Origin of the sequence: Micromonospora sp. NPDC049203 (genome assembly GCF_043197215.1) — a bacterium.
In the GTDB taxonomy this organism is placed as follows: domain Bacteria; phylum Actinomycetota; class Actinomycetes; order Mycobacteriales; family Micromonosporaceae; genus Micromonospora.
Genome location: NZ_JBICSV010000001.1, coordinates 257,879 through 283,561 on the forward strand (window position 1 = coordinate 257,879; position 25,683 = coordinate 283,561).

Consider the following 25,683-nt stretch of genomic DNA (forward strand, 5'->3'; position numbering starts at 1 on the left):
TCCTGCCGCCCGCGGCGCCTGCGCGGCGCGGGCATCCGAAGTGGAGCTTCCATGCACCGACGCACCGCCCTCGGCGGCGCCCTGACGGCGCTCGCCACCGCGGCAGCAGGCGTTCTCGTCGCCGCCGCCGTCTCCACCGCACCGGCCGCCGCGGCGGCCGGTGGCACCGGCACCGGTTACCTGCACACCAGCGGCAACAAGATCGTCGACAGTACGGGCACGACAGTCCGGCTGACCGGCATCAACTGGTTCGGGATGGAGACCGACAACAAGACGTTCCACGGCCTGTGGTCGAGCAACCCGTGGCGTTCCCAGCTCGACACCATGGCCCGGCTGGGCTACAACACGCTGCGCATCCCGTACTCGAACGACGCGCTCAAGCCCGGCGCGACAGCGACCGGCATCAACGACTTCGTCAACCCGGACCTGATCGGGCTCTCCCCGCTGCAGATCCTCGACAAGGTCATCGACTACGCGGGCAGCAAGGGGATGCGGGTCATCCTGGACCGGCACCGGCCGACGTCGGCCGGGCAGTCGCCGCTCTGGTACACCTCGACGGTCTCCGAGGCGACCTGGATCAACGACTGGAAGACGCTGGCCCAGCGGTACGCCGGCAACACCACTGTGATCGGCGCGGACCTGCACAACGAGCCGCACGCCGAGGGCACCAACCCGGCCGCCACCGGCGCCTGCTGGGGCTGCGGCGACACCGCCCGGGACTGGCGGCTGGCCGCCGAGCGGGCCGGCAACGCGATCCTCGGCGTGCAGCCGAACTGGCTGATCTTCGTGGAGGGAGTGAGCTGCCCGAGCGGCGGCCTGTCGAACGTCTGGGACAACGACCCCAGCAACGACGAGGACTGCGGCTGGTGGGGCGGCAACCTGTCCAAGGCCGGGCAGTTCCCGGTCCGGCTGAACGTGACCAACCGGCTGGTCTACTCGCCGCACGAGTACGCCACCTCGGTCTACCGCCAGGCGTGGTTCGACGACCCGTCGTACCCGGCGAACATGCCGGCCATCTGGGACAAGTACTGGGGCTACCTCTACAAGCAGAACATCGCGCCGATCATGATGGGCGAGTTCGGCACCACGCTCCAGGACCCCAAGGACAAGATCTGGCTCCAGAACCTGATGGCGTACACCGGCACCGGCGTCAACGGCATGTCGTTCACGTACTGGTCGTGGAACCCGAACTCAGGTGACACCGGCGGCATCGCCAACGACGACTGGACCACTGTCAACCAGCCGAAGCAGGACATCCTCACGCCGTACCTGATCCCGCCGACCGGCGGTGGCGGCACCACCAGCCCGTCCCCCACCGGCACCCCGAACACCTCGCCGGCGCCCACCACCCCGCCGCCTCCGGTGACCGGCGGCTGCACCGCCACCTACAAGCAGATCAACTCCTGGGCGGGTGGCTTCCAGGGCGAACTGACGGTGAAGAACACCGGCACCGCCGCGGTGAACCCGTGGTCGGCCACCTGGACCTGGCCGTCCGGGGTGACGCTCGCCAGTGGCTGGAACGCCACTGTCACGCAGTCCGGCACCACTGTGACCGCCGCCGCGCCGGCCTGGGCGTCGTCGCTGGCGCCGGGCGCGTCGGTCACCGTCGGCTTCACCGCCAACGGCACCGCCGCCGCCCCCGCCACGGTCAGGCTCAACGGCACCGCTTGCTGACCGTGCAAGGAAGGGCCCCTTATTAACGCCTGTGGTAGAGGAAGGGCCCCCTTTTAACACTGAGTGTTAAGAGGGGGCCCTTCCTTACGCGGGGGCGGTCAGTGGGCGGCGCAGCCGCCGGTGGGGGCCGGTGACGGGGCCGGCGCGCCGATCGTCGGCAGTCCGAGCAGCACCCCGGGCGTACGCGGGACCTGTCCCGCCTCGGCCGCGTCCCCGGCCGGGGTACGCCGGTGCGCCAGCGGGGCTCCGTCGGCGTTGAGGTGGTGCGGGGCGGCGTACGTGACAGTGGTGTGCACGACGTCGCCGGGGCGGATCCGGCCGGCCAGCTCACCTGTGGCGAAGTGCACGAGCCGGCCGTCGCGGGCCCGGCCGGACATCCGGCCGGTGCGCTCGTCCTTGCGGCCCTCGCCGACCGCCACCAGGACCTCGACGGTCTCCCCGACCAGCTTCTTGTTCTCCGCCCAGGTGATCTCCTCGACGCAGGCGATCAGCCGCTCGTAACGCTCCTGCACGACCTGCTTGGGCAGCTGCCCGTCCATCGTGGCGGCCGGGGTGCCGGGTCGCTTGGAGTACTGGAACGTGAACGCCGAGGAGAACCGCGCCTCCCGGACCACGTCGAGGGTGCGGACGAAGTCGGCCTCGGTCTCGCCCGGGAAGCCGACGATGATGTCGGTGGTGATCGCCGCGTCCGGCATCGCCGCCCGCACCTTCTCGATGATCCCCAGGTAACGCTCCGAGCGGTACGAGCGGCGCATCGCCCGCAGCACGTCGTCCGAGCCGGACTGCAACGGCATGTGCAGCGAGTGGCAGACGTTGGGCGTCTCGGCCATCGCGGCGATCACGTCGTCGGTGAAGTCCTTCGGGTGCGGGCTGGTGAACCGCACCCGCTCCAGACCGTCGATGTCGCCGCAGGCGCGCAGCAGCTTGCCGAACGCGTACCGGTCGCCGAACTCGACGCCGTAGGAGTTGACGTTCTGCCCGAGCAGCGTCACCTCCAGCACGCCGGAGTCGACCAGCGCGCGGACCTCGGAGAGGATGTCGCCGGGGCGGCGGTCCTTCTCCTTGCCGCGCAGGGACGGCACGATGCAGAACGTGCACGTGTTGTTGCAGCCGACGGAGATGGAGACCCATCCGGCGTACGTCGACTCGCGCCGGGTCGGCAGCGTGGAGGGGAAGACCTCCAGCGCCTCCAGGATCTCCACCTCGGCGGCGGCGTTGTGCCGCGCCCGGTCCAGCAGCGCCGGCAGCGAGCCGATGTTGTGCGTGCCGAAGACGACGTCCACCCAGGGGGCCTTGCGGACGATGTCGCCGCGGTCCTTCTGTGCCAGGCAGCCGCCGACCGCGATCTGCATCCCGGGGTGCTTCGCCTTCACGGGGCGCAGATGGCCCAGGTTGCCGTAGAGCCGGTTGTCGGCGTTCTCCCGGACCGCGCAGGTGTTGAACACCACCACGTCGGGCTGATCGTCGGCCTCGGCGGCGCGCACGTACCCGGCGTCTTCGAGGAGGCCGGAGATGCGCTCGGAGTCGTGCACGTTCATCTGGCAGCCGTACGTACGCACCTGGTAGGTGCGCGGGCTGCCCGCGGCTGCGGTAGTCATGACCCGGACAGCGTATCCGGGTGGTGCCGGTCTGCTCGAACGAGGCGGAGCCGGGTACGTCCGGAAGATCTCCGGGTTCCACACCCCAGCGGCGGCACGACACCGCCGCGTTCGACGTGGACGCCGTGGCCGCCGCCACCGCGACGCCGCCTCGTGGTGCGCGACCGCAGCCGGCGGCCCGGGGCTGAGCCGGGCCGCCGCCCGCTCGCCGCCGGCCGGGCACGGCGGGCCCGGCCTTCACCCGGCGGCGTGGCCGCGCTCAGGCGGCGGCGAGCGCCGGGGCGACCGAGTCGGGGGCCCAGCGGGAGCGGTGGCACTGCGACCAGCCCCGGCAGCGCGGGTCGGCCTGTGTGCAGAGCCGGTGGTGGCTGAGCACCTCGCCGTCGTCGGTGTCGGCCACGTCGAAGTGCACCGGGCGGATCGTGCCGTCCGGCGCGACAAGCAGGTGCCGGCCGGCGTCTAGCGTGTCGTCACGCATCAGGCAGTTGCGGCCCATCAGCCGGGCCAGCGCCGCGAGCGCGGGCAGCTCGGCCAGGCTCTCGGGCACGCCGTAACAGTCGACCACGGTGCCGTACAGCCCGGGCGCCTCCCACACGTCGCAGACCACCGCGTACGCGGGGAGCCGGACCGGGTCGGCGACGGCCATGGGCATCACCACCCGGCCGAGCGCCTCGGCCAGCGCCGGGTAGACCTCCACCGGCTCGCCGCCGTCGATTCTCCAGTTCCACAGCTCGGTCATGCCGCCTCCTCGCTGCGCTCGTTCCACCGGCCTCCGGATCGGGCCTTACTGACGATGGTGGAGGGCATTTGCCCTCAGCCGGGCGCAAGTTACCGGTCTGTGACCATTCCGGGCAAAATTCCCTCGGGCGACGTTGCCCAGAGTAGCTGGAAGATGACAGTTTATCGGGTACGGTGCCGCACCGGTGGCCCGGCCACGCCGCGAAATCGACGGCTCAGCGGATCCGGATCAGGTGCTCCGAGGCCGGCAGCAGCTCACCGATCACCGTGCCGCCCGGCACCTCACCGGCGACCAGCAGGCCACCGGAGGTCTGCGCGTCGGCCAGCAGCAGCCGCTCCCCCTCGTCGGCGCCGCCGAAGTCGGTCCACGGGGTGACCCATTCCAGGTTGCGCCGGGTGCCGCCGCTGACGAACCCGTCGCGCAGCGCCTCCCGCGCACCCGGCAGGTACGGCACCGCCGCCGCGTCGATCGCCACCGTCAGACGGCTCGCGCGGGCCAGCTTCGAGGCGTGCCCGAGCAGGCCGAAGCCGGTCACGTCGGTGCCGCAGCGGATGCCCGCGGCGATCGCCGCGCGGGCCGCGTCCCGGTTGAGGCTGGCCATCGAATCGACCGCCTCCGGGAAGCGCTGCCCGGTCTGCTTGTGCCGGGTGTTGAGCACGCCCACCCCGAGCGGCTTGGTCAGCGACAGCGGCAGGCCGGCCCGCCCGGCGTCGAGCGTGATCAGCTCGTCCGGCCGGACCACGCCGGTGACCGCCAGTCCGTACTTCGGGCCGTCGTCGTCCACGCTGTGCCCGCCGGCCAGGTGGCAGTCCGCCTCCCGGGCCACGTCCAGACCGCCGCGCAGCACCTCGCGGGCCATCTCCGGCGGCAGTACGCCGCGCGGCCAGCAGAGCAGGTTGAGCGCGACAAGCGGGGTGCCGCCCATCGCGTACACGTCGGAGAGCGCGTTCGCGGCGGCGATGCGCCCCCAGTCGTAGGCGTCGTCGACCACCGGGGTGAAGAAGTCGGCGGTGCTGACCAGGCCGGTCCGCTCGTCCAGCCGGACCACCGCGGCGTCGTCGCCGTTCTCCAGGCCGACCAGCAGGTCGGCCGAGCCGCCGGTGGCGCCGAGACCGGCGACCATCGCCTCCAGTTCGCCCGGTGGGATCTTGCAGGCGCAGCCGCCACCGCGGGCGTAGTCGGTCAGCCGGATCGCGTCGGTCATCGCCTCATGATCTCCCGCCTGCGGCGACGGCGCCAGTCGGCCCACCCGACGGTGACGAAATTCGGACGGGCCGGTACGCCGGTGATCGGTGTTACCGCTCCGTGACCATCTGAGTTGCGTTCTGCCACATCACGCCGCCTACAGTTGCCCAACCGGGGGTCGACCGACACCCGAATTCCGCCATGGACGACAGGGACGGTGGACGACGTGACGACGGGCGACCCGCTGATCGTGCTCGACGGGGTCAACAAGTGGTTCGGGCCGCTGCACGTGCTCGACGACGTGTCCCTCTCCGTCGAACGGGGCGAGGTGGTCGTGGTCATCGGCCCGTCCGGCTCGGGCAAGTCGACGCTCTGCCGCACCATCAACCGGCTGGAGCCGATCGACAACGGCACCATCACCTTCGACGGCCAGCCGCTGCCGGCCGAGGGCAAGCCCCTGGCCAAGCTGCGCAGCGAGGTCGGCATGGTGTTCCAGTCGTTCAACCTCTTCGCGCACAAGACCATCCTGGAGAACGTCACGCTGGGGCCGGTCAAGGTCCGCAAGGAGAAGCCGGCCGCGGCCCGTGAGCGCGGGCTGGCGCTGCTGGAGCGCGTCGGCATCGCGAACCAGGCCGACAAGTACCCCGCGCAGCTCTCCGGCGGCCAGCAGCAGCGGGCGGCGATCGCCCGCGCGCTGGCGATGCAGCCCAAGGCGATGCTGTTCGACGAGCCGACAAGCGCCCTGGACCCGGAGATGGTCGGCGAGGTGCTGGACGTGATGACGTCGCTGGCCCGCGAGGGCATGACCATGGTCGTGGTCACCCACGAGATGGGCTTCGCCCGGCACGCGGCCAACCGGGTCATCTTCATGGCCGACGGCAAGCTGGTCGAGGACGCGCCGCCGGCCGAGTTCTTCGCGAACCCGCGCAGCGAGCGGGCCAAGGACTTCCTCTCCAAGATCCTCACTCACTGAGCGCCCGTATGTGGAGCCGCCACGTCGGCCCCATCGAAGAAGGAGAATGAGTATGCGTTTCAAGCGCGTGGCGGCGGTGGCCATGATGGCTTCGCTCGCCCTGTCCGCGGCGGCCTGCGGCAAGGAGGGGGACCCCGCCCCCAGCGGCGGCGGCAACGCCAGCGGCGGCGCCCAGGGCGACAGCTGCAGCAGCTCGGGCGTGACCTTCACCCCCAAGGCGGACGCCAACGTCGCCGGCAGCCCGGCCTTCGAGAAGATCAAGTCGGCCGGCAAGGTCGTCATCGGCGTCAAGTTCGACCAGCCGAACCTCGGCTACAAGGACGCCCAGGGCAAGCGCTGCGGCTTCGACATCGAGATCGCCCAGTACGTCGCCAGCACGCTCGGCGTCGACCCGGCGAAGATCGAGTACAAGGAGATCGCCTCCGCCAACCGGGAGACCGCCATCAAGGGTGGCGAGATCGACTACTACGTCGGCACGTACTCGATCACCGACAAGCGCAAGAACGACGTCTCCTTCGCCGGCCCGTACTTCGTCGCCGGCCAGGACCTGCTGGTCCGCAAGGACGAGTCGTCGATCACCGGCAAGGACACCCTCAAGGGCAAGAAGGTCTGCTCGGTCACCGGCTCCACGCCGATCCAGAAGATCCGCGACGAGGGCCTGACCGAGGGCGAGAACATCGTCGAGTTCAAGACCTACTCCGAGTGCGTCTCGCAGCTGCTCGACAAGAAGGTCGACGCGGTGACCACCGACGACGCCATCCTCAAGGGCTACGCCGCGCAGAACCCGGACGAGCTCAAGGTCGTCGGCCAGCCGTTCAGCACCGAGAAGTACGGCATCGGCCTGCCCAAGGACGACAAGGCGCTGCGTGACTACGTGAACAACCAGATCGAGGCCGCGTTCACCGACGGCACCTGGAAGAAGATCTACGACGGCACGCTCGGCAAGTCCGGCTCGCCGGCCACCCCGCCGCAGCTCGAGCGGTACTGACGGTCCGCACCGACGTCGGGCCGGGCGGGGAGGTCGTCCTCCCCGCCCGGTCCCGTCTGGAGAGAGTGAGAGCGAGGTATGGGCGAGTTCTTCCGCGTCCTGACGGACAACGCGAGCCTGTTCCGCGACGGGTTCTACAACACAGTCAAGTTGTTCCTGATCGCCGGCGTGGGCAGTCTCGTCCTCGGCACACTGCTCGGCGCGATGCGGGTGTCCCCGGTCCCGGCGCTGCGGGCGTTCGGCGCCACGTACGTCAACCTGGTCCGCAACACCCCGCTGACGCTGGTGTTCGCGTTCCTCGTCTTCGCGGTGCCGAAGCTGGACGTGAACATCGACTACTTCAACAGCGCCTGCATCGCCCTGATCGCCTACACGTCGGCGTTCATCTGCGAGGTGATCCGCTCCGGCGTGAACACTGTGGCCACCGGGCAGGCCGAGGCCGCGCGGGCGCTGGGCATGACGTTCGGCCAGGTGCTCACGCTGATCGTGCTGCCGCAGGCGCTGCGGGCCATGGTCCCGCCGATGATGAGCGTGCTCATCGCCATGCTGAAGAACACCACGATCGCCGCCGGCTTCTCGGTGCTGGAAGCGGGCGCCATCCCGGCGTACATGTCGGAACGGGGTGAGCCGCAGTTCGTCGTGCTCACCTGGATCGTGATCGGCTTCCTCATCCTGATCCTCCCGCTGGTGGTGCTCCAGCGGTTCCTCGAGCGCAAGTGGGCGGTGGCCCGATGAGCAGCAGCAGCGTCCTCTACGACATCCCCGGCCCGAAGGCCCGGCTGCGCAACCGTATCCTCGGCATCGTCTCGATCGCCGCGATCGTCGCGCTGCTCGCCTTCGTGGTCTACAAGTTCGACCAGACCGGCCAGTTCGAGGCCCGCAAGTGGGAGCAGTTCCAGTACGCGGCCGTGCAGCGGGAACTACTCAACGGCCTCTGGGCGACGCTGAAGGTCGCCGCCGTCGCCACCGTGCTGGCGCTGCTGTTCGGCGCGTTCTTCGCCAGCGCCCGGCTCAGCGACAAGGTGTTGTTCCGCGCTCCGGCCACGTTCGTGGTGGAGCTGTTCCGCGCGATCCCGCTGCTGATCCTGATCTTCTTCGGCTACTACGTGCCGTTGCAGTACGGCTGGCCGATCGACAAGTTCTGGGCGCTGGTCATCGGGCTGACCCTCTACAACGGCTCGGTGCTGGCGGAGATCTTCCGCGCCGGCATCAACGCCGTGCCGTACGGGCAGTCCGAGGGCGCGTACGCGGTGGGCATGCGCAAGAACCAGGTGCTGCGGCTGATCCTGCTGCCGCAGGCGTTCCGGTCGATGCTCCCGGCGATCGTGAGCCAGCTCGTCGTGCTGCTCAAGGACACCGCGCTCGGCTTCATCATCACGTACCCGGAGCTGCTGTTCGTGGGCAAGCAGATCGGCGGCCGGCTGGCCTTCGGCCTGCCGTACGTGCCGACGTACCTCATCGTCGCGGCCATCTACATCAGCATCTGCGGCCTGCTGTCGGTGCTGGCCTGGTGGCTGCAGAAGCGGCTGACCCGGCTGCCGCGCAGCGCCGCCAAGCCGGTGGCGTCGACGCAGACCGACGGTGGGACCGGCGCCACGCGGCTGGTCTGATCCAGCGGCAGGACGGGAAACGGGCGGGTGGGGTTCTTCCCCACCCGCCCGTTTCCCGTCCTGCCGCTGGATCAGCGGGCGATCTCGGTGACCCGCGACTCGCGCACCACTGTCACCCGGATCTGCCCCGGGTAGGTCAGCTCCTCCTCGATCTGCTTGGCCACGTCCCGCGCCAGCACCGCCGCGCCGATGTCGTCCACGTCGTCCGGCTTGACCATCACCCGGATCTCGCGGCCCGCCTGCATGGCGAAGACCTTCTCCACGCCCAGCTTGCCGGCCGCGATCTCCTCGATCCGCTCCAGCCGCTTGACGTACGCCTCAAGGCTCTCCCGCCGCGCCCCCGGCCGCCCGCCCGAGCAGGCGTCCGACGCCTGGGTCAGCACCGCCTCGATGGTCTGCGGCGGCACCTCGTTGTGGTGCGCCTCGATGGCGTGCACCACGTCCTCGCTCTCGCCGTACTTGCGGGCCACGTCCGCGCCGATGATCGCGTGGCTGCCCTCCACCTCGTGGGTGAGCGCCTTGCCGATGTCGTGCAGGAACGCGCACCGCTTGATCGTCGGCACGTCCAGCCGCAGCTCGGCGGCCATCACCCCGGCGATGTGCGCGCTCTCCACCAGGTGCTTGAGCACGTTCTGCCCGTACGAGGTGCGGTAGCGCAACCGGCCCAGCAGGGTGACCAGCTCCGGGTGGATCTCGGTGATGCCCACCTCGACCAGCGCGTCCTGGGCGGCCCGGTGGCACAGCTCCTCCACCTCCTGCCGGGCCAGGTCGTACACCTCCTCGATCCGGTGCGGGTGGATCCGGCCGTCGAGGACCAGCTTCTCCAGCGTGACCCGGCCGACCTCCCGGCGTACCGGGTCGAAGCAGGACAGCAGCACGGCCTCGGGGGTGTCGTCGATGATCAGGTTGACGCCGGTGACCGACTCGAAGGCGCGGATGTTGCGCCCCTCCCGGCCGATGATGCGCCCCTTCATCTCGTCGCCGGGCAGGTGCAGGACGCTGACCACGCTCTCGGCGGTCTGCTCGCTGGCGACCCGCTGGATGGCGTCCACCACGATGTTGCGGGCGCGCTGCTCGGCGCTGCCCCGGGCGTCTGCCTCGATCTCCCGGACCAGCAGCGCGGCCTCCCGCTTCGCCTGCCCCTCGATCGACTCGACCAGCTCGGCGCGGGCCGCGTCGGCGGTCAGCCCGGCCACCCGCTCCAGCTCCCGGCGGCGCTGCTCCTCCACCTCGGTCAGCGCCCGCTCCCGCTCGGCCAGTGCGGCCTCCCGGACGGCCAGGGCCGCGGTGGCGGCGGTGAGCTGCCGCTCGCGCTCGGCGAGCCGTTCCACCTCCTCGGTGTGCAGCCGCTCCCGCTCGTCCATCCGGGCGGCGCGGCGTTCCACCTCGGCCGCCTGCTCCCGGGTGGTGGCGGCCAGCACCGCCACCTCCCGCTCGCCGCTACGCCGCGCTGCGGTACGCAACTGCTCGGCGTCCGCCTCGGCCTGCTTGTGCGCCCGCTCCAGCACCGTGTCGGCCTCGGCCCGGGCGTCGTCGAGCACCCGCCGCGCCTCGGCCCGGGCGGCCTTCGCCTCGGCCTTGGCGGCGGCCGCCTCGGCCCGGGCCGCGGAGGCGGCGGACTTCGCCACGTCGATCGTGCTGTTCACCTCGTCGGCGGCGGTCCGCAACGCCGCGAGGGACTGCTCCTGCCGGTCCTTCTCCGCGATGAAGGCCGGGTCCTCCGGCGCGGGTGCCAGGCTGAGCCGCTTGAGGGTACGCACGCCGAACAGCACGGCGCCGACCACCACCGCGACGAGCAGCAGCACGACCACGAGGAGGACGATGTCGAAGGCGCTCATCCGGCCGCTCCGAACCGGCACGCGGACACGCCCGCCCGCCGGGGCCCGGTGGCGGTACGGGGCGTGTCGCCCGTCGCGGAGGGGCCGTGTGGCAGTCCGCCGGTGAACCTGTGCCGCCCTGCCATGGCCGCCTCCCCCTGAACGTCGGCGCCGCAGCACGCGTGAAGGACACGCGCCTGCGGCTCTGGACGCCCGACCGGAGCGGCTGGCTGTGGGCAGCTTTCCGTCGGCGGTGTCCCCGTGAGGGCACCGCTGGCGGCCGGTTGCAGTTGTCGGAGGCTCCGAAGGGTCCGGAGCGCCCGTCAAGGGCCGGTGTAGCTGGCCAAAGTGATGCTGTTCTGTTACGAGATCTATGTTGTGCGCTTAGCCTGCGCTGGTCGGGCAAAGTGAGCCTGTATGGCGAGGCTAGGTCGCGAGGTGCCGTTCGGTCAAGGAGTCATGATCAAACCACCCGGACGGAGAGAAGTTGCCGCGTCACTCAGTGGTGTCCAGATGCCGGACACCCCCGGACAAACCTCACCCTCACTCCCGCGACTTGACCTCCCGACCTGCCCATACCCTCCCACGCTCATGATCCACTCCCCTGCGCAGGCCGCCACTCCACCCTCCCACCCCCGGTGATCAAGGAGTTGACGTCCACCCACGACCCCCCGAGCGACACAAACTCCTTGATCACCGCCCTGGCCGGGTGAATCAGCGGGCGGTGGTGGTCAGGGCGGTGGTCACCAGCGCGGCGTTGTCGGGAGCAGGGGTGCCGTCGGGCAGCAGCAACGTGTCCTCCAGGCCGATCCGGGTGTGCAGGCCCCGCCGGACCGCCTCGGCGTACACCGGCCAGGTGGCGGGGCCCTCGCCGTGCAGCAGCACCGGCGGGTGCCCGCCGGGCAGCGCGGCCAGGATCGCCGCGGCGTCGGCGAGCGCCGTCTCGACCTGCTCGGCCACGCACTCCACGAGGATCCGTCCGGTGGGCGCGGACCAGCGGCGCCAGGCGTCGACAGCCGCCGGGGTCCAGAGACCGGCCTCGACCATCACGCCACGCTCACCCAGGGCGGCGGCGACCTCCGCCGCTCCCGGTTCGTGGGCGTTCACCGAGGCGAAGTCGGGCAGCACCGTCCAGGCGCGGACGGCGGCGACCCGCTCGGCCGGGTCGGGGACGATCCAGGCGCCGGTGCTCACCCCGACCGGCAGGCCGGGCCGGGCGGCCCGGATGGCGGTGACGGCTGCGGCGATCACCGCCGGGCCGAGCGACTCGGCGCCGGTGTCGTCGCGCGGGTGCACATGCACCGCCGCCACCCCGGCGGCCGCGCAGCGCACCGCGTCGGCGGCCAGTTCCGCCGGGGTGAGCGGCACGGCGGGGTGCTCGTCCCGCCGTCGTGTGCCGTTGAGACACGCCTTCAGCACTGGTGTGCCTCTCCTCGGGACGGAAGCCACGACCCGGGCGGCCAGTCGGTCAGTCGAGCCGGCGGGAGTCGAGGTCGTGTTCGGCGTCGGCCATCGCGTCGGCGTCGATGTGCTCGGCGAACTCGGCCGCCTCGGCGCTCTGCGCGGCCAGCGCGTCCTTCACCGCCCGGATCGCCACCCCGGGCGGGTAGCCCTTGCGCGCCAGCATCCCGACCAGGCGGCGGAACACCGCGTCCGGCTCGCCCCGGGCGCTGCGCAGCTTGCGCTCCACCAGGGCACGGGCGGTCTCCGCCTCGGTCTCCTCGTCCAGCCCGTCCAGGGCGGCGCCGGCGACCTCGCCGTCGACGCCGCGCTGGCGCAGCTCGTTGGCGAGCGCCCGGCGGGCCAGCCCACGGCCGGCGTGCCGGCTGCTCACCCAGGCACGGGCGAAGGCGGCGTCGTCGACGATGCCCACCTCGTCGTAGCGGTCGAGGACCTGCTCGGCGACCTCCTCGGAGATGCCGCGACGGGCCAGCGCGCCGGCCAGCTCGGCCCGGGTACGCGGACGCACCGCGAGCTGCCGCAGGCAGATCTCCCGGGCCAGTTCGGCCTCGTCGCGCGGCGGAGCCGGAGCCTCCCCAGCATCGGGCTCCGCCGCGCGATCACGGCGCCCCCGGCGGGGCCGGGGCGTGCCTGTGGCGTCGCCCGTACGGGGTGGGCCGGCATCCCAGCCCCGGCCCGTACGGGCGCGTCGTCCTGCCACGGGTCAGCGGATCAGAAGTCGACCGGCGGCAGTTCCGGGCCACCGGCGGCGTCGCCCGCACCACCGGTGCCGACGCCGAGCTTCTCCAGGATCTTCTTCTCGATCTCGGCCGCCACGTCCGGGTTCTCGCGGAGGAACTCGCGGGCCTTCTCCTTGCCCTGGCCGAGCTGGTCACCGTCGTAGGTGTACCAGGCGCCGGACTTGCGGATGATCGCCTGCTCCACGCCGACGTCGATCAGCGAGCCCTCACGGGAGATGCCCTTGCCGTACATGATGTCGAACTCGGCCTGCTTGAACGGCGCGGCGACCTTGTTCTTCACGACCTTGACCCGGGTGCGGTTACCGACCACGTCGGTGCCGTCCTTGAGGCTCTCGATGCGGCGCACGTCGAGCCGGACCGAGGCGTAGAACTTCAGCGCCCGGCCACCGGTGGTGGTCTCCGGGCTGCCGAACATCACGCCGATCTTCTCGCGGAGCTGGTTGATGAAGATCGCGGTGGTGCCGGTGTTGTTGAGCACACCGGTGATCTTCCGCAGCGCCTGGCTCATCAGCCGGGCCTGGAGACCGACGTGGCTGTCGCCCATCTCGCCCTCGATCTCGGCGCGCGGCACCAGGGCCGCCACCGAGTCGATCACGATGATGTCGATAGCGCCGGAGCGGACCAGCATGTCCGCGATCTCCAGCGCCTGCTCGCCGGTGTCCGGCTGCGAGACCAGCAGGGCGTCGGTGTCGACGCCGAGGGCCCGCGCGTACTCCGGGTCGAGCGCGTGCTCCGCGTCGATGAACGCGGCGATGCCGCCGGCCCGCTGGGCGTTTGCGACCGCGTGCAGCGCGACGGTGGTCTTACCGCTGGACTCCGGACCGTAGATCTCGACCACCCGGCCGCGGGGCAGACCGCCCACGCCGAGCGCCACGTCGAGCGCGATGGAGCCGGTCGGGATGACGGCCGTCTGCACGACGGGCCGCTCCCCCAGGCGCATCACCGAACCCTTGCCGAACTGCTTGTCGATCTGAGCGAGAGCAAGGTCGAGCGCCTTCTCCCGGTCAGGCCCTGCTGCCATCGTTGCCACCCCTGCCTTCGCCGGCGTCTTTCCTGAGCTTCGCGTCACGCGGGACACGCTAGGCGCTGGGTCCGACAGAAAACCAGCCGACGGGCCGTGAGCTGTGGACGAGCACCCCGCTGTGGACAATAGCCGAACAGGTGTACGACTGGGCAAGCGACACGCGGGATCGACGAAAAGGCTGCTCAGCGTAGCCGGGCGGGCACCCGGTCGGGATACGCGGCGACCACGGCGCGCCACACCACGTGCGTTTGCTCACCGGCGGCGAGGGCCTGCTCGATGGTCCGCCCGTCGAGCTGGGACAGCACCTGGTCCCTGGCGATGCTGGCCGCGTAGCCGGGCCCGAACGCCTCCTCCAGCCGCGTCCAGAAGTCGGTCAGCCGCACGTGTTCAGTCCTCCTCGTCGAGTGGTGCCGTGGCGGGACGGCGCAGCGCCAGCGCCACCAGCGGCACCACGGCGATCGCCGACAGCAGGGTGAGCGTCGGGTACCCCACGGCCCGCATGACGAACCCGCTCGCCGCCGCCGCGCCCGCCCCGGCCAGCCCCATGAGCAGGTCGGACAGGCCCTGCACGCCGGGCCGGTCGGCGGTCGGCACCGACTCCGACAGCAGCGTCGAGCCCGCCACCATCGTGCCCGACCAGCCCAGCCCGAGCAGCGTCAGCCCCACCGACAGCAGCGGTGTGTCGTGCCCGGCGGTGCCGGAGACCGCGCACGCGGCCAGCAGCAGCGCCACCCCGCCGAGGATCACCGGGCGCCGGCCGAACCGGTCGGTGAGCCACCCCACCACCGGCGACAGCGCGTACATGCCGGCGATGTGCAGGCTCAGCACCAGGCCGACCACCGGCAGCACGTCCTCGTCGGAGTGCCACTCGCCGAGGTGCACCGGGGTCATCGACATCACCGCGACCATCACCAGGTGACCCACCGCGACAGCGGCGATGCCGAGGCGCGCGGCCGGCCTGCGGCGTACCGTGCGCCACGCGGCGACCATGCCCCCGCGGCGGGTGGCCGCGGGCGCGGCGTCCGGCACCGGCTCGGCCACCGCCAGCCGGCGCGCGGTGAGCAGCGGGTCCGGCCGGAGCAGGACCAGGATGACGACGGCGGCCAGCGTGAACGCGACGGCGCTGAAGGCGAACGGCCCGGACAGCGCCGGCAGACCCCAGCCCCGGGTGGTGTCGTCGGCGAGCGCGGCGAAGTTCGGCGCGGCCACCGCGCCGATGGTGGTGGCCCAGACCACCATCGAGAGCTGCCGCCCCCGGCGGTGCGGCTCGGCCAGGTCCACGGCCGTGTAGCGGGCCTGGAGGTTGGCCGCCGTGCCGCCGCCGAACAGCAGCATGCCGGCGAAGAGCAACGGCACCGCGCCGGTCACGGTGGCGACCACCACCAGCACGCCGCCCACCGCGCCGGCCAGGTACGCGAGGACCAGCCCCGGCCGCCGGCCGCGCGCGGCCATGAGCCGGGTGACCGGGATGGCCAGCAGTGCGCCGCCGACCACTCCGGCGCTCTGCGCCAGCCCGGCCAGCGCGGTGCCGGCGACCCGGGCGGCGAGCAGCGCGCCGACCGAGATGCCGATGGTGACGCCGATGCCGCCGATGATCTGGGTGAGGAACAGCAGCCGGACGGTACGCCGCTGGACGCGGGCGACATCCGGCCGGGGCGGGGCCGGCGCGGTCAGGTCGACGGACATGCTGCGCTCCTGGTGGGGATGGGTGTCCCATCCTCCCGCACCGGTCCGGCCGACCGGCACCCGGTTCGGCTACAGGCCGAGACCCCGGCCGATGATCTCCTTCATGATCTCGGTGGTGCCGCCGTAGATGGTCTGCACCCGGCTGTCCAGCCACGCCTTCGCCACCGGGTACTCCGCCATGAAGCCGTAGCCGCCGTGCAACTGCACGCACCGGTCGGCGACCTTCGTCTGCAACTCGGTGGTCCACCACTTGGCCTTCGCCGCGTCGGTCACCGAGAGGCGGCCCGCGTTGAACTCGGTGACGCAGTGGTTGACGAACGTCCGCGCGATGGTGACCTCGGTGTCCAGCTCGGCCAGCAGGAACCGGTTGTGCTGGAACCGGCCGATCGGCCGCCCGAACGCCTCCCGGGAACGGGCGTACTCGATGGTGAGCGCGAGCAGCTTCTCGCACGCCGCCACCGCTGCCACGGCGATGCTCAGCCGCTCCCGGGGCAGGTTGGCCATCAGGTGGTAGAAGCCGTGGTTCTCGGTGCCGATCAGGTTTTCCGCCGGCACCCGGCAGTCGTCGAAGAACAGCTCGGCGGTGTCGTTGGCCTTCAGGCCCACCTTCGCCAGGCGGCGGCCCCGGCTGAAGCCGGGCGTGCCGCTCTCCACCACGACCAGGCTCACCCCGTGCGCGCCCTGGTCCGGCGCGGTCTTGGCCACCACGACCACCAGGTCGGCCATCTCACCGTTCGTGATGAACGTCTTCTGCCCGTTGAGGACCAGGCTGTCGCCGTCGCGGACCGCGGTGGTGCGGATGCCCGCCAGGTCGCTGCCCGCGCCCGGCTCGCTCATCGCGATGGCGGTGACCAGGTCGCCGGAGCAGAAGCCCGGCAACCACCGCTTGCGCTGGTCGCCGGTGGTCAGCTCGGTCAGGTACGGGGCGACCACGTCGTTGTGCAGCCCGAACCCCAGACCGGTGCACCCGGCGGCGACGATCTCCTCGTCCAGCACCGCGTTGAACCGGAAGTCGCGCTGCCCGCCGCCGCCGTACTCCGGGTCGACGTCCGGGCCGAGCAGCCCGGCCGCGCCGGCGGCCCGCCACACCTGCCGGTCGACGATCCCGTCGGCCTCCCACTGCTCGTGGTGCGGCACCGCCTCCCGGGCGAGGAACCGACGGCACAGGTCGCGGAACTCGTCGTGGACGGGCTCGTAGAGATGCTGCTCCATGGCGGCAAGTCTGACACCGCTCAGCCGCCCCGGACAGGGGCGAGCGCCGCTCGTAGCCGGCGCTCCCGGAGGCCGGTGCGGACGGCCTCGGCCAGGATCGCGACCAGGACGATCCCGAACCCGACGGCGGCGGATTCCCACCCGGTGCGGATCGCGAGCACGATCAGCGGGCCGAGCAGCAGGACGCCACCGGCGGCCCCGAACAGCGCTCCCCGGCGTACCACCGGAAGGTTGTCCGCCACCGCCGCGCGTCCCGCCTCGTCGACGGGCGGCTCGCCCCGGCGCAGCCCGGTCTCGGTGACCGCCCAGGCGGCGGCCCGCTCCGCCTCGGCGGCGCCTGGTTTCTGAAACCAGTTCAGCATGAAGAACATGAGCCCGTAGATCACCCCGTGCAGACCGGCGTCGAGCACCGCTACCTGTACGGACTCGTCCCGATCCCAGAGCCGGATGGCCAGCCAGGCGACTCCGGCGAACGCCATGGAGATCACGTAGGGGCCGGGAGCGCCGAACCGGAGAAACGCCACGCGAGGTCGGGGTTCCGCCATGCCGGAGCCGTACCCTCGCGCGCCGTCCGGTAATCCCCTGTGGACGGTGGCGGGCGGACGTGCGGCACGCCAGGATGGCCGGATGAGCACACTCACGGGGAAACAGGTCGCCGAGGCCGGGCTGGACGGGTGGACGTACCTGCTGGGGGCGTTGCAGACGCGCATCCGTACCCCCGATTTCGCGGCCGGGATGGCGCTGGTGGCCGCGGTCGGCGCGGAGGCCGAGCGGGTCGATCACCATCCCGATCTGGACCTGCGCTACACCCACGTGGACGTGCGGCTCTGGTCGCACGACGCGGGCGGCGTGACCCAGCGTGACCTGCGGCTGGCCCGGTTCATCTCGGGGCTGGCCGCGGACGCCGGGCTCACCCTGTCGGCGGCCGGGCTGGCCCGCCTGGAACTCGCGCTGGACACCCCGGCGCACGCGGCGGTGCTGCCGTTCTGGCGGGCGGTCCTGACCTGGCAGGCACCGGGCGGCCGAGGCCCGGACGACGACGAGGTACGCGACCCGGACGGCGTGCTGCCGACTGTCTGGTTCCAGCGCTCCGGCCGGGACGAGCCCCGGCAGCGGTGGCACCCGGACGTGTGGGTCGACCCGGCCGAGGTGGACGCGCGCATCGCCGCCGCGCTGGCGGCCGGCGGCACGCTGGTCAGCGACGCGGAGGCGCCGAGCTTCTGGGTACTCGCCGACCCGGACGGCAACCGGGTCTGCCTCTGCACCTGGCAGCAGCGCTCCTGACTCAGCGCAGCGCCTTCGCGGCCACCTTCAGGTCGGCGACCAGGCCCTCGTAGGCCACGTCCTGGTTGTCGGCGCGCAGCACCGCCGACGGGTGGATGGTGGCGAGCAGCCGGGCCGCCGGGGCGTCGGCGACAGCGCCCGTCCGGTCGACCGGCACGCGCTCGAAGTCCTCCGGATGCTGGGCGGCGGCGGGCCAGGGCAGCAGCTCACCTCGCTGCTTCGTCACCCGGAAGCTCGGGCCGAGCAGCGCCTTGGCGGCGGTGGCGCCGAGCACCACCACGATCTCCGGGCGCAGCCGGGCGAACTCGGCGACCAGCCACGGCCGGCAGGCGGTGACGTGCACGCGGTCCGGGGTCTGGTGGATGCGCCGCCGGCCGCGCAGCTCGAAGCGGAAGTGCTTGACGGCGTTGGTCAGGTAGATCTGGGCGGGGTCGAGCGCCGCGTCGTCGACGGCCTTGCGCAACAGCCGCCCGGCCGGGCCGACGAACGGCAGCCCCTTCTGGTCCTCGATGTCGCCCGGCTGCTCGCCGACGAAGACCAGGCGGGCGTGCTCGTCGCCGCGGCCGAAGACGGTCTGGGTGGCGTCCCGGTACAGCTCGCAGCCCCGGCAGTCGCCCGCCGCGGCGCGCAGCTCGTCGATGGTGTCAGCCGACGGCGGGATGAACTCCTGTGCGCCGGGTGCGCTCTCGGTCTCGGCCATGCCGATCGTTCTACCCCGTTCGGCGGCGCGCACGCGAGCGGCCCGCCGCGCTGTCCGGAGGTGTTAAAAAGGGGCCCTTCCTATACCGAATGCGTTAAGAGGGGGCCCTTCCTTCCGGCGGTGAGCGCGTCGGCCAGCGCGGGGATGTCGGCCTCGTCCAGCGCGCTCACCGAGACGCGCACGGCGGGGTCGGCGGCGATCCGGTACAGGCCGCCGGGGGCGAGCGCCCACCCGGCGTCGCGCAGGGTCGTGACCGCCACCGTCTCGTCGGGCACCGGCACCCAGACGTTGATCCCGGTGCGCCCGTACGCGGTCACCCCGCGCTCGGCCAGCGCCTCGACCAGCCCGTCGCGCCGCCTGTCGTAGCTGTCCGCCGCGCGCCGCACCAGACCGGCGGTGGCCGGGTCGCGCCAGAGCGACACGACCAGGCGTTGCAGCACTGTGGACACCCAGCCGGCGCCGACCCGCGCGCGCCCGGCCACCCGGGCCACAGTGGCCTCGTCGCCGGTCAGCACCGCGAGCCGCAGGTCGGGCCCGTAGGGCTTGCTCACCGACCGGACGAAGGCCCACGCCGGGGTCGCCCCGGCGAGCGGGTGCAGGGGTACGCGGGCCAGCTCGGCGGCGTGGTCGTCCTCGATCAGCAGCAGGTCGGCCCGGCCGGCGAGCAGCGTGCGCAGCGCGTCGGCACGGGCGGCGGAGACCGCGGCGCCGGTCGGGTTCTGCGCCCGGCTGGTCACCACGAGCGCCCGGACCCCGGCGGCGAGCGCCGCCCGGACGCCGCCCACTGTGGGGCCCTCGTCGTCCACCGGCACCCCGACGGTACGCAGGCCGAGCGCCGCGATCAGGTCGAGCAGGTTGGCCCAGCCCGGGTCCTCCACCGCCACCGCGTCGCCGGGGCGCAGGTGGGCGGCGAGCAGCCGTTCGATGCCGTCGAGCGCCCCGCCGGTGACTGTCAGCTCGCCGGCCGGCACGCGATCGGCGGCGAGCCGCTCCCGGGCCAGGGCGGCCAGGTCGGGCAGCACGGCGTCGGTCGCGTACCCGCCGGGGGGTCCGATCTCGGCGGCGAGCGCGGCGAGGTGCGGGCCGAGCGGCGGCAGCAGCCGGGGGTCGGGCTGGCCGGCGGAGAGGTCACGGCCGCCGGGCAGCGGTGGGGGCAGCAGGGCGGCGCGGCGGGCGGCGACCGGCGGGCGGGGGCGGACCCGGGTGCCGTGCCGGCCGGCGGTCGCGACCAGGCCGCGTTGCCGCAGTTCCTGGTACGCCTTCGCGACGGTGGCCGGGCTGACGTCCAGCTCGGCGGCGAGCGCGCGGACGGCGGGCAGGGGGTCGCCGGGGGCCAGGTCGCCGGTGCGGATGCCGGATTCGACGCTTGCCGAAATCGCGGCGGAGGTGGACCCGACGATCTGATAATGTGCTGCCACAGTTTAGTGATTGTACTAGAACAAAGGTGGGATGTCACGTGTACCCCCCGACCGCCCGCACCACCGCCACCCGCACCCGCGACCGGATGCACTACGACCGCGCCACCGCGCACGCGCTGCTGGACGAGGCGTACCACTGCGCGCTGTCGTTCACTGTTGACGGTGAGCCGCGCATCCTGCCGACCCTGCACGTGCGCGTCGGCGACACGCTCTACCTGCACGGGTCCACCGGCAGCCGGCCGCTGCTGGCCGCCCGGGGCGAGGCCGGTCTCCCGGTCTGCGTCGCCGTCACCCACCTCGACGGGCTGATCTACGCCCGCTCCCAGTTCCACCACAGCGCCAACTACCGGTCGGTGGTGGCGCACGGCACCGCCCGGCTGGTCGAGGACGCCGGCGAGAAGGCGCGGGTGATGACCGCGCTGGTGGAGAAGGTGGCCGCCGGCCGGTCCGCCGACAGCCGCCCGCCGAACCGGCGCGAGCTGGCCGAGACGGCGGTGCTGGCGCTGCCGCTGCGCGAGGTGTCGGTACGGATGCGCACCGGCGGCGTCAACGACGAGCCGGCCGACGAGGCGCTGCCGTACTGGGCCGGTGTGGTGCCGCTGCGGCTCACGCCGGGCCGCCCCGAACCGGCGCCGGGGGTGAGCGCGCCGGTGCCGGCGTACCTGCGGGCGGCCCGGTCGCCGTGGCACGAGCCGGCGGCGCTGCGCGGCGAGCACGTGGTGCTGGAGCCGCTCGACCTCGCCCACGCCGACGAGCTGTACGCAGCCACCGCCGACCCGCAGGTGTGGCGGCACCTGGGCGGCACGCAGCCGGCCGACGCCGCCGAGATGCGCCGGGTCGTCACCGACTACCTGGACGCGCAGGAACGCGGCGAGCAGGTGTGCTGGGCGCAGCGCTGCGCCACCACCGGCGCGGTGGTCGGCACGACCTCCTACTACGAGATCGACCCGGTACGCCGCTCGCTGGCGATCGGCTACACCTGGCTGGGCCGCCCGTGGTGGCGTACCGGCGTGAACACCGAGGCGAAGCTGCTGCTGCTCGGCCGGGCCTTCGACGAGCTGGACGCGGTCCGGGTGGTCTGGCACACCGACATCCGCAACGAACGCTCCCAGCGGGCCATCGAACGGCTCGGCGCGAGCCGGGAGGGCGTGCTGCGGCAGCACAAGCAGCGCGCCGACGGCTCCTGGCGGGACACCGTGCAGTACTCGATGCTCGCGCGGGAGTGGCCGACGGCACAGGTCAGCCTGCGGGAAAGGCTTCGCCCGACGGCGGGCGCGGCGTCATGATGTCCGGCGTGCTGGGGATCACCGACATCTGGACGTACGTGCTGGGCACCGTGGCGATCGTGCTGCTGCCCGGCCCGAACTCGCTCTTCGTGCTGGCCACCGCCGCCCGTCGCGGCGTGGCCACCGGTTACCGGGCCGCCGCCGGAGTGTTCGTCGGCGACGCGGTGCTGATGATCCTCTCCGCCGCCGGGGTGGCCTCGCTGCTCCAGGCGTATCCCCCGCTCTACCTGGTGATCAAGTACGCCGGCGCGGCGTACCTCGGTTATCTGGGGCTGGCCATGCTGCGCGGCGCGTGGCGGCGCTGGCGCGACCGCAACGACCCGGCCACGCCGCGCCTGATCGACGAGGTGGAGCCGGCCGGGCAGCGGGAGCCGTTCCGGAAGGCGCTGGTGATCAGCCTGCTCAACCCGAAGGCGATCCTGTTCTTCGTGTCGTTCTTCATCCAGTTCGTCGACCCCGGGTACGCCTGGCCGGCGCTGTCGTTCCTGCTGCTCGGGCTGATCGCCCAGGTCGCCAGCGCGCTCTACCTGACCGTGCTGATCTTCACCGGCACGTACCTGGCGGCCCAGTTCCGGCAGCGCCGCCGGCTCGCCGCGAGCGGCACCACAGCTGTCGCCGTGCTGTTCCTCGGCTTCAGCCTCAAGCTCGCCGCCGGCTGAGGTGTAAGGAAGGGGCCCCTATTAACACCTCCGGTAGAGGAAGGGCCCCTTCTTAACAAGGCACGCGCACACGCTCACGTGCCGTCGCCGCCTCCGCCACCACCGCCGATGCCCGCGCCGCCGGCCGTACCCCCGAGCCCGTAACCCGGCGCGACCGGGCGGTCGGGGCGGCGGCTGACGTGCGCCGACTCGCGAATCGTGGCCGACCAGTCGGCGTGCGAGGCGGCCGCCGCGTGCCTGTCGATGGCATGCCGCAGCCAGCCGTCCACTGTGGCCACCCAGTCCCGTTTGTCGGCGCCGGCGTGCCAGACCCGGAACCGGCTGATGCTCTGGTGGGTGATCCCGGCCAGGGAGAGCCGCCGGTCCAACCAGAGCAGCACTTCCATGCCGGCCGAGTCGGTCAGCATGATCATTTCGAGTTCGGTCATCGGGCCGGCATAGAGCGGGGCGGCCCAGAACCCGTACCACTGCTGGAACGGCAGCGTCTGCTCCACCCCCGGCAGCCGCCCCTCCCGCAGGCCCGCCTGCCGGATCGCGAAGCCGAGCGTGTCCAGCGCGGCGAGCACGTGCTCCTGGGCGGGCAGCGGATGGATCAGCACCGGCACCATCGCGCCCTGATCCACCTCCGGATCCACAGACACCTCGGTGCGCAGGCCGGTACGCAGGCTCAACAGCGGCACCCCGCCGTACGTGGTCACCGGCGACTCCCACGGCAGCGGCACGGCGAAGTCGACAGCGCGCCGCCGCCCGGCCGGCACCACGAACCGCCCCGCGATCGTCCACGTCCGGAACTGCACCAGGCGGCGCGGCGCCTCCGGGTCCTCCGGTTCGACCTGGGTCACCAGCCCGAGCCGGATGTGCCGCACCGGCACGTCCGAGCCGCCCGCGCTCAGCGTCACCCGGCCGGGCAGGCGCAGGCCCGGCCGGGTGCTCGGGTTGGGCAGCGTGGTGCTCACCGACAGCCCGGTCCAGGCGGAGTCCCGCGACACGCCGGTCAACCGCATACCGGGGCTTTCCCGCTGCCCGCCCGGCCATGCCAGGCCGGAACGGACGCCGGCCCGGATCACGACGCTCAGCGCATCCGGCGGCCTCGCGGCACCGGGTCGGTCTCGTCGTCGAACTCGCCGATGACCTCCTCCAGCAGGTCCTCCAGCGCGACGAACCCGATGGGCCGGGTCGGCCCACCGCCGTTGCTCACCAGCGCGAGCTGCGCCTGCTGCGCCCGCATGGAGGTCACCGCCTCGGTCACCGACGCCTCGGCCGGCAGCGTGAAGGCGCTGGTCATCAGCTCCTCCGCGGTCGCCGGACGGCCGGTGGTGACGGCGCGCACCGCCTCGCGTACGTGCACCAGGCCGCACACCTCGCCACCGGCGTCGACAACTGCCAGCCGGGACCGGCCGCTGTCGCGCGAGACGTGTTCGATCCGCTCGGCGGTCTCGCCCCGGCCCACAGTGACGATCTGGTCGAACGGCTCCATCACCTGGGCCACTGTGGTGCCCTGGAGCTCCAGCATGCTGGTCAGCAGCTGGTGCTGCTCGGCGCCGAGCAGCCCGTGCTCCCGGGACTGCTCCAGCAGGATGCGCAGCTCGTCCGGGCCGTGCACCTGGGCCAGCTGGTCCTGCTGCTGCACGCCGACCAGCCGCAGCATCGCGTTCGCGAGCCCGTTGAGCACCGACAGCACCGGCCGGGCGATCCGGGCGAACGCCCGGAACGGCAGCGCCAGCAGCATCGCCGAACGCTCGGCGTCGGTGATCGCCCACGACTTCGGGGCCATCTCGCCGACCACCAGGTGCAGGAACGTCACCAGCGACAACGCGAACACCAGCGCGACCACGTGGCTGGCCGCGGTGGGCAGGCCGACCGCGTGCAGCAACGGGCTGAGCAGGTGCTCGATGGCCGGCTCGGCCAGCGCACCAAGACCCAGCGTGCACAGCGTGATGCCGAGCTGTGCGCCGGCCAGCATCAGGCTCAGCTCGCGGACGCCGTCCAGCGCCGCGCGGGCCGCCCGGCCGCCACCGGCGGCGGCCTGCTCCAGGCGGTACCGCTTGGACGCGATGAGCGCGAACTCGGCGGCCACGAAGAATCCGTTCAGCGCCAGCAGCACCACGGAGAAGAACAACGCGAACCCGGGGCTCATGCGGAACCCTCCCCGGACACGTCGGCGGTGGGCCGCAGCCGCACCGAGTCGGCCACGTGCCGGTCCACCGCCAGCACCTCGACCAGCACCCGGGGGCCGCCGGCCGGCTCGTCGCCGTCCGTGGCGACCGGGATCTCCAGCAGGTCACCGACCTCGGGCACCCGGCCCAGCTCCCGCATCACCAAGCCGGAGAGCGTGTCGTACTCGGGGCGCTCGGGCAGCTCGATGCCGGTGCTGTCGGCGACCTCGTCGATGCGCCAGCGCGCCGGGACCACCCAGGAGCCGTCCTCCTGCCGGGCCGCGGCCCGGTCCGGCGGGTCGTCCTCGTCGCGGATCGGCCCGACCAGCTCCTCGGCCAGGTCCTCCAGCGTGATCACGCCGGCGAAGCCGCCGTACTCGTCGACCACGCAGGCGAGCTGCCGGTGCCCGGACCGCAGGCGGTCCAGCACCGTCGGCAGCGGCAGCGTCTCGGGCACCAGCAACGGGGGTACGGCCACCGCGTCGACCCGGGTGGTCGCGCGCTGCGCCGGGGGCACCCCGAGCACGTCGGCGATGCCGACCACACCGATCAGGTCGTCGACGCCCTCGGCGCCGCTCACCGGGAACCGGGAGTGGCCGGTGTCCAGCAGCTCGACGATCCGGCTGACCGGCTCGTCGGCCCGGATGGTGTGCACGTCGACGCGCGGCACCATCGCCTCCCCGGCGGTCAGTTCCCGGAAGTCCAGACCCCGGTCCAGCAGGTCTGACATCTCGGCGTCGAGGTGCCCCTCCTCCCGGGACTCGGCGATGATCTGTTCCAGGTCCTGCGGGGTGGCGCCGCTGGGCAGCTCCTCGATCGGCTCGATGCCGAGCCGGCGGAGCAGCCGTACGGCCGCCCTGTCGAACAGCGTGATCAGCGGACCGGCGATCTTCAGGTAGATCAGGGTGGACCGCGCCAGCGCCCGGGCCAGCGGTTCGGCCCGCGCGATGGCCAGGTTCTTCGGCGCCAGCTCGCCGAGGACCATCTGCACCACTGTGGCGATGACCAGGGCGAGGGCCACCGACAGCGGCAGGGTGACCGCGCTGGACAGCCCGGCGAGGCCGAGCAGGTCGGCCAGCCCGGCACCCAGGAACGGCTCGGCGACGTAACCGACCAGCAGGGCGGTCACCGTGATGCCGAGCTGGGCGCCGGACAGCATGAAGGAGAGCCGCGCGGTCACCTCCAGGGCCCGGGCCGCGGCACGATCGCCACCGTCGGCGAGCTGCTTGAGCTTGCCCCGGTCCACGGCGACGTAACCGAACTCCTGGGCCACGAAGTAACCGGTGGCGGCGGTGAGGACGGTGATGAGAAGGAGACCGACGAGGATCAACACGGGAGGTTCAGTGCTCCCGGGGTCGTCGGGGAGGGAATTCGCCGGGTATTACCCGGCCGGCTACTGCTGCCCTCCGGGGCAGGAGAGTCGATCATGCAGCCCATTTTATCGGTACGCGCTGGACGTTCGCTGAGGGTGCC

24 protein-coding genes and 1 pseudogene are annotated in these 25,683 nt (G+C 72.5%); 9 read left to right on the top strand and 16 right to left on the bottom strand.

Features of this window, described 5'->3' with window-relative positions; genetic code table 11:
- Window positions 1-51: 51 nt before the first annotated feature.
- Complete coding sequence (locus ACGFIA_RS01175) at window positions 52-1,674, top strand: cellulase family glycosylhydrolase (protein WP_393257797.1); 1,623 nt, start codon at window positions 52-54, stop codon at window positions 1,672-1,674.
- Between the two features lie 98 nt (window positions 1,675-1,772).
- On the opposite strand, the gene miaB is transcribed toward ACGFIA_RS01175, so the two are convergent.
- Window positions 1,773-3,272, bottom strand: a complete 1,500-nt coding sequence (gene miaB / locus ACGFIA_RS01180) for a tRNA (N6-isopentenyl adenosine(37)-C2)-methylthiotransferase MiaB (protein ID WP_357382583.1) — start codon at window positions 3,270-3,272, stop codon at window positions 1,773-1,775.
- 20 nt (window positions 3,273-3,292) lie between these two features.
- Between miaB and ACGFIA_RS01185 the strand changes: the two genes are divergently transcribed.
- Complete coding sequence (locus tag ACGFIA_RS01185) at window positions 3,293-3,460, top strand: hypothetical protein (protein WP_393257801.1); 168 nt, start codon at window positions 3,293-3,295, stop codon at window positions 3,458-3,460.
- A 71-nt stretch (window positions 3,461-3,531) separates the two neighbouring features.
- Here the strand turns inward: ACGFIA_RS01185 and ACGFIA_RS01190 are convergent, their stop codons facing one another.
- Both ACGFIA_RS01190 and selD read right to left on the bottom strand, forming a co-directional pair.
- Window positions 3,532-4,011, bottom strand: a complete 480-nt coding sequence (locus ACGFIA_RS01190) for a hypothetical protein (RefSeq protein WP_357382581.1) — start codon at window positions 4,009-4,011, stop codon at window positions 3,532-3,534.
- Between the two features lie 214 nt (window positions 4,012-4,225).
- Entirely contained in the window at window positions 4,226-5,215 is a 990-nt protein-coding gene (gene selD / locus ACGFIA_RS01195) for a selenide, water dikinase SelD (protein WP_393257805.1), read from the bottom strand.
- A 198-nt stretch (window positions 5,216-5,413) separates the two neighbouring features.
- Here selD and ACGFIA_RS01200 point away from each other — a divergent pair, with 198 nt between their 5' ends.
- From ACGFIA_RS01200 to ACGFIA_RS01215, 4 genes are all read left to right on the top strand, one after another.
- Window positions 5,414-6,169, top strand: a complete 756-nt coding sequence (locus tag ACGFIA_RS01200; RefSeq protein WP_357382577.1) for an amino acid ABC transporter ATP-binding protein — start codon at window positions 5,414-5,416, stop codon at window positions 6,167-6,169.
- 52 nt (window positions 6,170-6,221) lie between these two features.
- Window positions 6,222-7,157, top strand: coding sequence for a glutamate ABC transporter substrate-binding protein (locus ACGFIA_RS01205; protein ID WP_357476162.1), 936 nt, complete (start codon window positions 6,222-6,224; stop codon window positions 7,155-7,157).
- A 78-nt stretch (window positions 7,158-7,235) separates the two neighbouring features.
- Complete coding sequence (locus tag ACGFIA_RS01210) at window positions 7,236-7,892, top strand: amino acid ABC transporter permease (protein ID WP_357382574.1); 657 nt, start codon at window positions 7,236-7,238, stop codon at window positions 7,890-7,892.
- Complete coding sequence (locus ACGFIA_RS01215) at window positions 7,889-8,767, top strand: amino acid ABC transporter permease (protein ID WP_393257811.1); 879 nt, start codon at window positions 7,889-7,891, stop codon at window positions 8,765-8,767. The genes ACGFIA_RS01210 and ACGFIA_RS01215 overlap by 4 nt, the downstream gene beginning before the upstream one ends.
- A 71-nt stretch (window positions 8,768-8,838) precedes the next feature.
- Here ACGFIA_RS01215 and rny read toward each other — a convergent pair whose 3' ends face one another.
- The 8 genes and pseudogenes from rny to ACGFIA_RS01255 all read right to left on the bottom strand — a co-directional run bounded on the left by rny (window position 8,839) and on the right by ACGFIA_RS01255 (window position 17,252).
- The gene (gene rny, locus ACGFIA_RS01220) at window positions 8,839-10,605 is read right to left on the bottom strand and encodes a ribonuclease Y (RefSeq protein ID WP_357382570.1); all 1,767 of its coding nucleotides are present in this window, start codon (window positions 10,603-10,605) and stop codon (window positions 8,839-8,841) included.
- Window positions 10,606-11,298: 693 nt separating this feature from the next.
- Complete coding sequence (locus ACGFIA_RS01225) at window positions 11,299-12,003, bottom strand: 3-keto-5-aminohexanoate cleavage protein (RefSeq protein WP_357382568.1); 705 nt, start codon at window positions 12,001-12,003, stop codon at window positions 11,299-11,301.
- 49 nt (window positions 12,004-12,052) lie between these two features.
- The gene (locus ACGFIA_RS01230) at window positions 12,053-12,745 is read right to left on the bottom strand and encodes a regulatory protein RecX (RefSeq protein ID WP_357382566.1); all 693 of its coding nucleotides are present in this window, start codon (window positions 12,743-12,745) and stop codon (window positions 12,053-12,055) included.
- Window positions 12,746-12,756: 11 nt separating this feature from the next.
- The gene (recA, locus tag ACGFIA_RS01235) at window positions 12,757-13,806 is read right to left on the bottom strand and encodes a recombinase RecA (protein ID WP_013284729.1); all 1,050 of its coding nucleotides are present in this window, start codon (window positions 13,804-13,806) and stop codon (window positions 12,757-12,759) included.
- Between the two features lie 185 nt (window positions 13,807-13,991).
- Complete coding sequence (locus ACGFIA_RS01240) at window positions 13,992-14,192, bottom strand: DUF3046 domain-containing protein (protein ID WP_073830228.1); 201 nt, start codon at window positions 14,190-14,192, stop codon at window positions 13,992-13,994.
- A pseudogene (locus ACGFIA_RS01245) lies at window positions 14,183-15,495 on the bottom strand (MFS transporter). The gene ACGFIA_RS01240 and the pseudogene ACGFIA_RS01245 overlap by 10 nt, the downstream one beginning before the upstream one ends.
- A 69-nt stretch (window positions 15,496-15,564) precedes the next feature.
- Window positions 15,565-16,707: an acyl-CoA dehydrogenase family protein gene (locus ACGFIA_RS01250; RefSeq protein ID WP_357382561.1), complete on the bottom strand. Its 1,143-nt coding sequence runs from the start codon at window positions 16,705-16,707 to the stop codon at window positions 15,565-15,567.
- Between the two features lie 20 nt (window positions 16,708-16,727).
- Complete coding sequence (locus ACGFIA_RS01255) at window positions 16,728-17,252, bottom strand: hypothetical protein (protein ID WP_357382559.1); 525 nt, start codon at window positions 17,250-17,252, stop codon at window positions 16,728-16,730.
- Window positions 17,253-17,334: 82 nt separating this feature from the next.
- Here ACGFIA_RS01255 and ACGFIA_RS01260 point away from each other — a divergent pair, with 82 nt between their 5' ends.
- Window positions 17,335-17,991, top strand: a complete 657-nt coding sequence (locus ACGFIA_RS01260; RefSeq protein WP_357382557.1) for a 4a-hydroxytetrahydrobiopterin dehydratase — start codon at window positions 17,335-17,337, stop codon at window positions 17,989-17,991.
- Between the two features lies 1 nt (window position 17,992).
- Here the strand turns inward: ACGFIA_RS01260 and ACGFIA_RS01265 are convergent, their stop codons facing one another.
- Window positions 17,993-18,691, bottom strand: coding sequence for a UdgX family uracil-DNA binding protein (locus tag ACGFIA_RS01265; RefSeq protein WP_357382555.1), 699 nt, complete (start codon window positions 18,689-18,691; stop codon window positions 17,993-17,995).
- Between the two features lie 80 nt (window positions 18,692-18,771).
- Window positions 18,772-20,109 (bottom strand): aminotransferase class I/II-fold pyridoxal phosphate-dependent enzyme, encoded by a 1,338-nt coding sequence (locus tag ACGFIA_RS01270; RefSeq protein WP_357382553.1) that lies wholly within the window; start codon window positions 20,107-20,109, stop codon window positions 18,772-18,774.
- Between the two features lie 38 nt (window positions 20,110-20,147).
- On the opposite strand from ACGFIA_RS01270, the gene ACGFIA_RS01275 reads away from it, so the two are divergent.
- Window positions 20,148-21,395 carry a bifunctional pyridoxamine 5'-phosphate oxidase family protein/GNAT family N-acetyltransferase gene (locus tag ACGFIA_RS01275; protein WP_393257821.1) on the top strand — a complete coding sequence of 416 codons (1,248 nt, stop codon included), beginning with the start codon at window positions 20,148-20,150 and terminating at the stop codon, window positions 21,393-21,395.
- A complete protein-coding gene (gene leuE, locus ACGFIA_RS01280; protein ID WP_357382549.1) occupies window positions 21,392-22,054 on the top strand; it encodes a leucine efflux protein LeuE in 663 nt (220 codons plus the stop codon). Before ACGFIA_RS01275 ends, leuE begins: the two co-directional genes overlap by 4 nt.
- Before the next feature lie 74 nt (window positions 22,055-22,128).
- Here leuE and ACGFIA_RS01285 read toward each other — a convergent pair whose 3' ends face one another.
- The 3 genes from ACGFIA_RS01285 to ACGFIA_RS01295 form a co-directional block, all read right to left on the bottom strand.
- Entirely contained in the window at window positions 22,129-23,058 is a 930-nt protein-coding gene (locus tag ACGFIA_RS01285; RefSeq protein ID WP_357467407.1) for a sporulation protein, read from the bottom strand.
- Window positions 23,059-23,126: 68 nt separating this feature from the next.
- Complete coding sequence (locus ACGFIA_RS01290) at window positions 23,127-24,191, bottom strand: hemolysin family protein (RefSeq protein ID WP_357467404.1); 1,065 nt, start codon at window positions 24,189-24,191, stop codon at window positions 23,127-23,129.
- A complete protein-coding gene (locus ACGFIA_RS01295; RefSeq protein ID WP_357467400.1) occupies window positions 24,188-25,543 on the bottom strand; it encodes a hemolysin family protein in 1,356 nt (451 codons plus the stop codon). Before ACGFIA_RS01295 ends, ACGFIA_RS01290 begins: the two co-directional genes overlap by 4 nt.
- Window positions 25,544-25,683 lie beyond the last annotated feature (140 nt).

Excerpts from the sequence above, each read along its gene's own strand:
- ACGFIA_RS01175 (WP_393257797.1), top strand. The coding sequence starts at position 52 with ATGCACCGACGCACCGCCCTCGGCGGCGCCCTGACGGCGCTCGCCACC.
- ACGFIA_RS01205 (WP_357476162.1), top strand. The coding sequence starts at position 6,222 with ATGCGTTTCAAGCGCGTGGCGGCGGTGGCCATGATGGCTTCGCTCGCC.
- ACGFIA_RS01255 (WP_357382559.1), bottom strand. The coding sequence starts at position 17,252 with ATGGCGGAACCCCGACCTCGCGTGGCGTTTCTCCGGTTCGGCGCTCCC.
- ACGFIA_RS01265 (WP_357382555.1), bottom strand. The coding sequence starts at position 18,691 with ATGGCCGAGACCGAGAGCGCACCCGGCGCACAGGAGTTCATCCCGCCG.
- ACGFIA_RS01210 (WP_357382574.1), top strand. The coding sequence starts at position 7,236 with ATGGGCGAGTTCTTCCGCGTCCTGACGGACAACGCGAGCCTGTTCCGC.
- ACGFIA_RS01215 (WP_393257811.1), top strand. The coding sequence starts at position 7,889 with ATGAGCAGCAGCAGCGTCCTCTACGACATCCCCGGCCCGAAGGCCCGG.
- ACGFIA_RS01285 (WP_357467407.1), bottom strand. The coding sequence starts at position 23,058 with ATGCGGTTGACCGGCGTGTCGCGGGACTCCGCCTGGACCGGGCTGTCG.
- ACGFIA_RS01190 (WP_357382581.1), bottom strand. The coding sequence starts at position 4,011 with ATGACCGAGCTGTGGAACTGGAGAATCGACGGCGGCGAGCCGGTGGAG.
- ACGFIA_RS01250 (WP_357382561.1), bottom strand. The coding sequence starts at position 16,707 with ATGGAGCAGCATCTCTACGAGCCCGTCCACGACGAGTTCCGCGACCTG.
- leuE (WP_357382549.1), top strand. The coding sequence starts at position 21,392 with ATGATGTCCGGCGTGCTGGGGATCACCGACATCTGGACGTACGTGCTG.
- selD (WP_393257805.1), bottom strand. The coding sequence starts at position 5,215 with ATGACCGACGCGATCCGGCTGACCGACTACGCCCGCGGTGGCGGCTGC.
- miaB (WP_357382583.1), bottom strand. The coding sequence starts at position 3,272 with ATGACTACCGCAGCCGCGGGCAGCCCGCGCACCTACCAGGTGCGTACG.
- ACGFIA_RS01260 (WP_357382557.1), top strand. The coding sequence starts at position 17,335 with ATGAGCACACTCACGGGGAAACAGGTCGCCGAGGCCGGGCTGGACGGG.
- ACGFIA_RS01290 (WP_357467404.1), bottom strand. The coding sequence starts at position 24,191 with ATGAGCCCCGGGTTCGCGTTGTTCTTCTCCGTGGTGCTGCTGGCGCTG.
- rny (WP_357382570.1), bottom strand. The coding sequence starts at position 10,605 with ATGAGCGCCTTCGACATCGTCCTCCTCGTGGTCGTGCTGCTGCTCGTC.
- recA (WP_013284729.1), bottom strand. The coding sequence starts at position 13,806 with ATGGCAGCAGGGCCTGACCGGGAGAAGGCGCTCGACCTTGCTCTCGCT.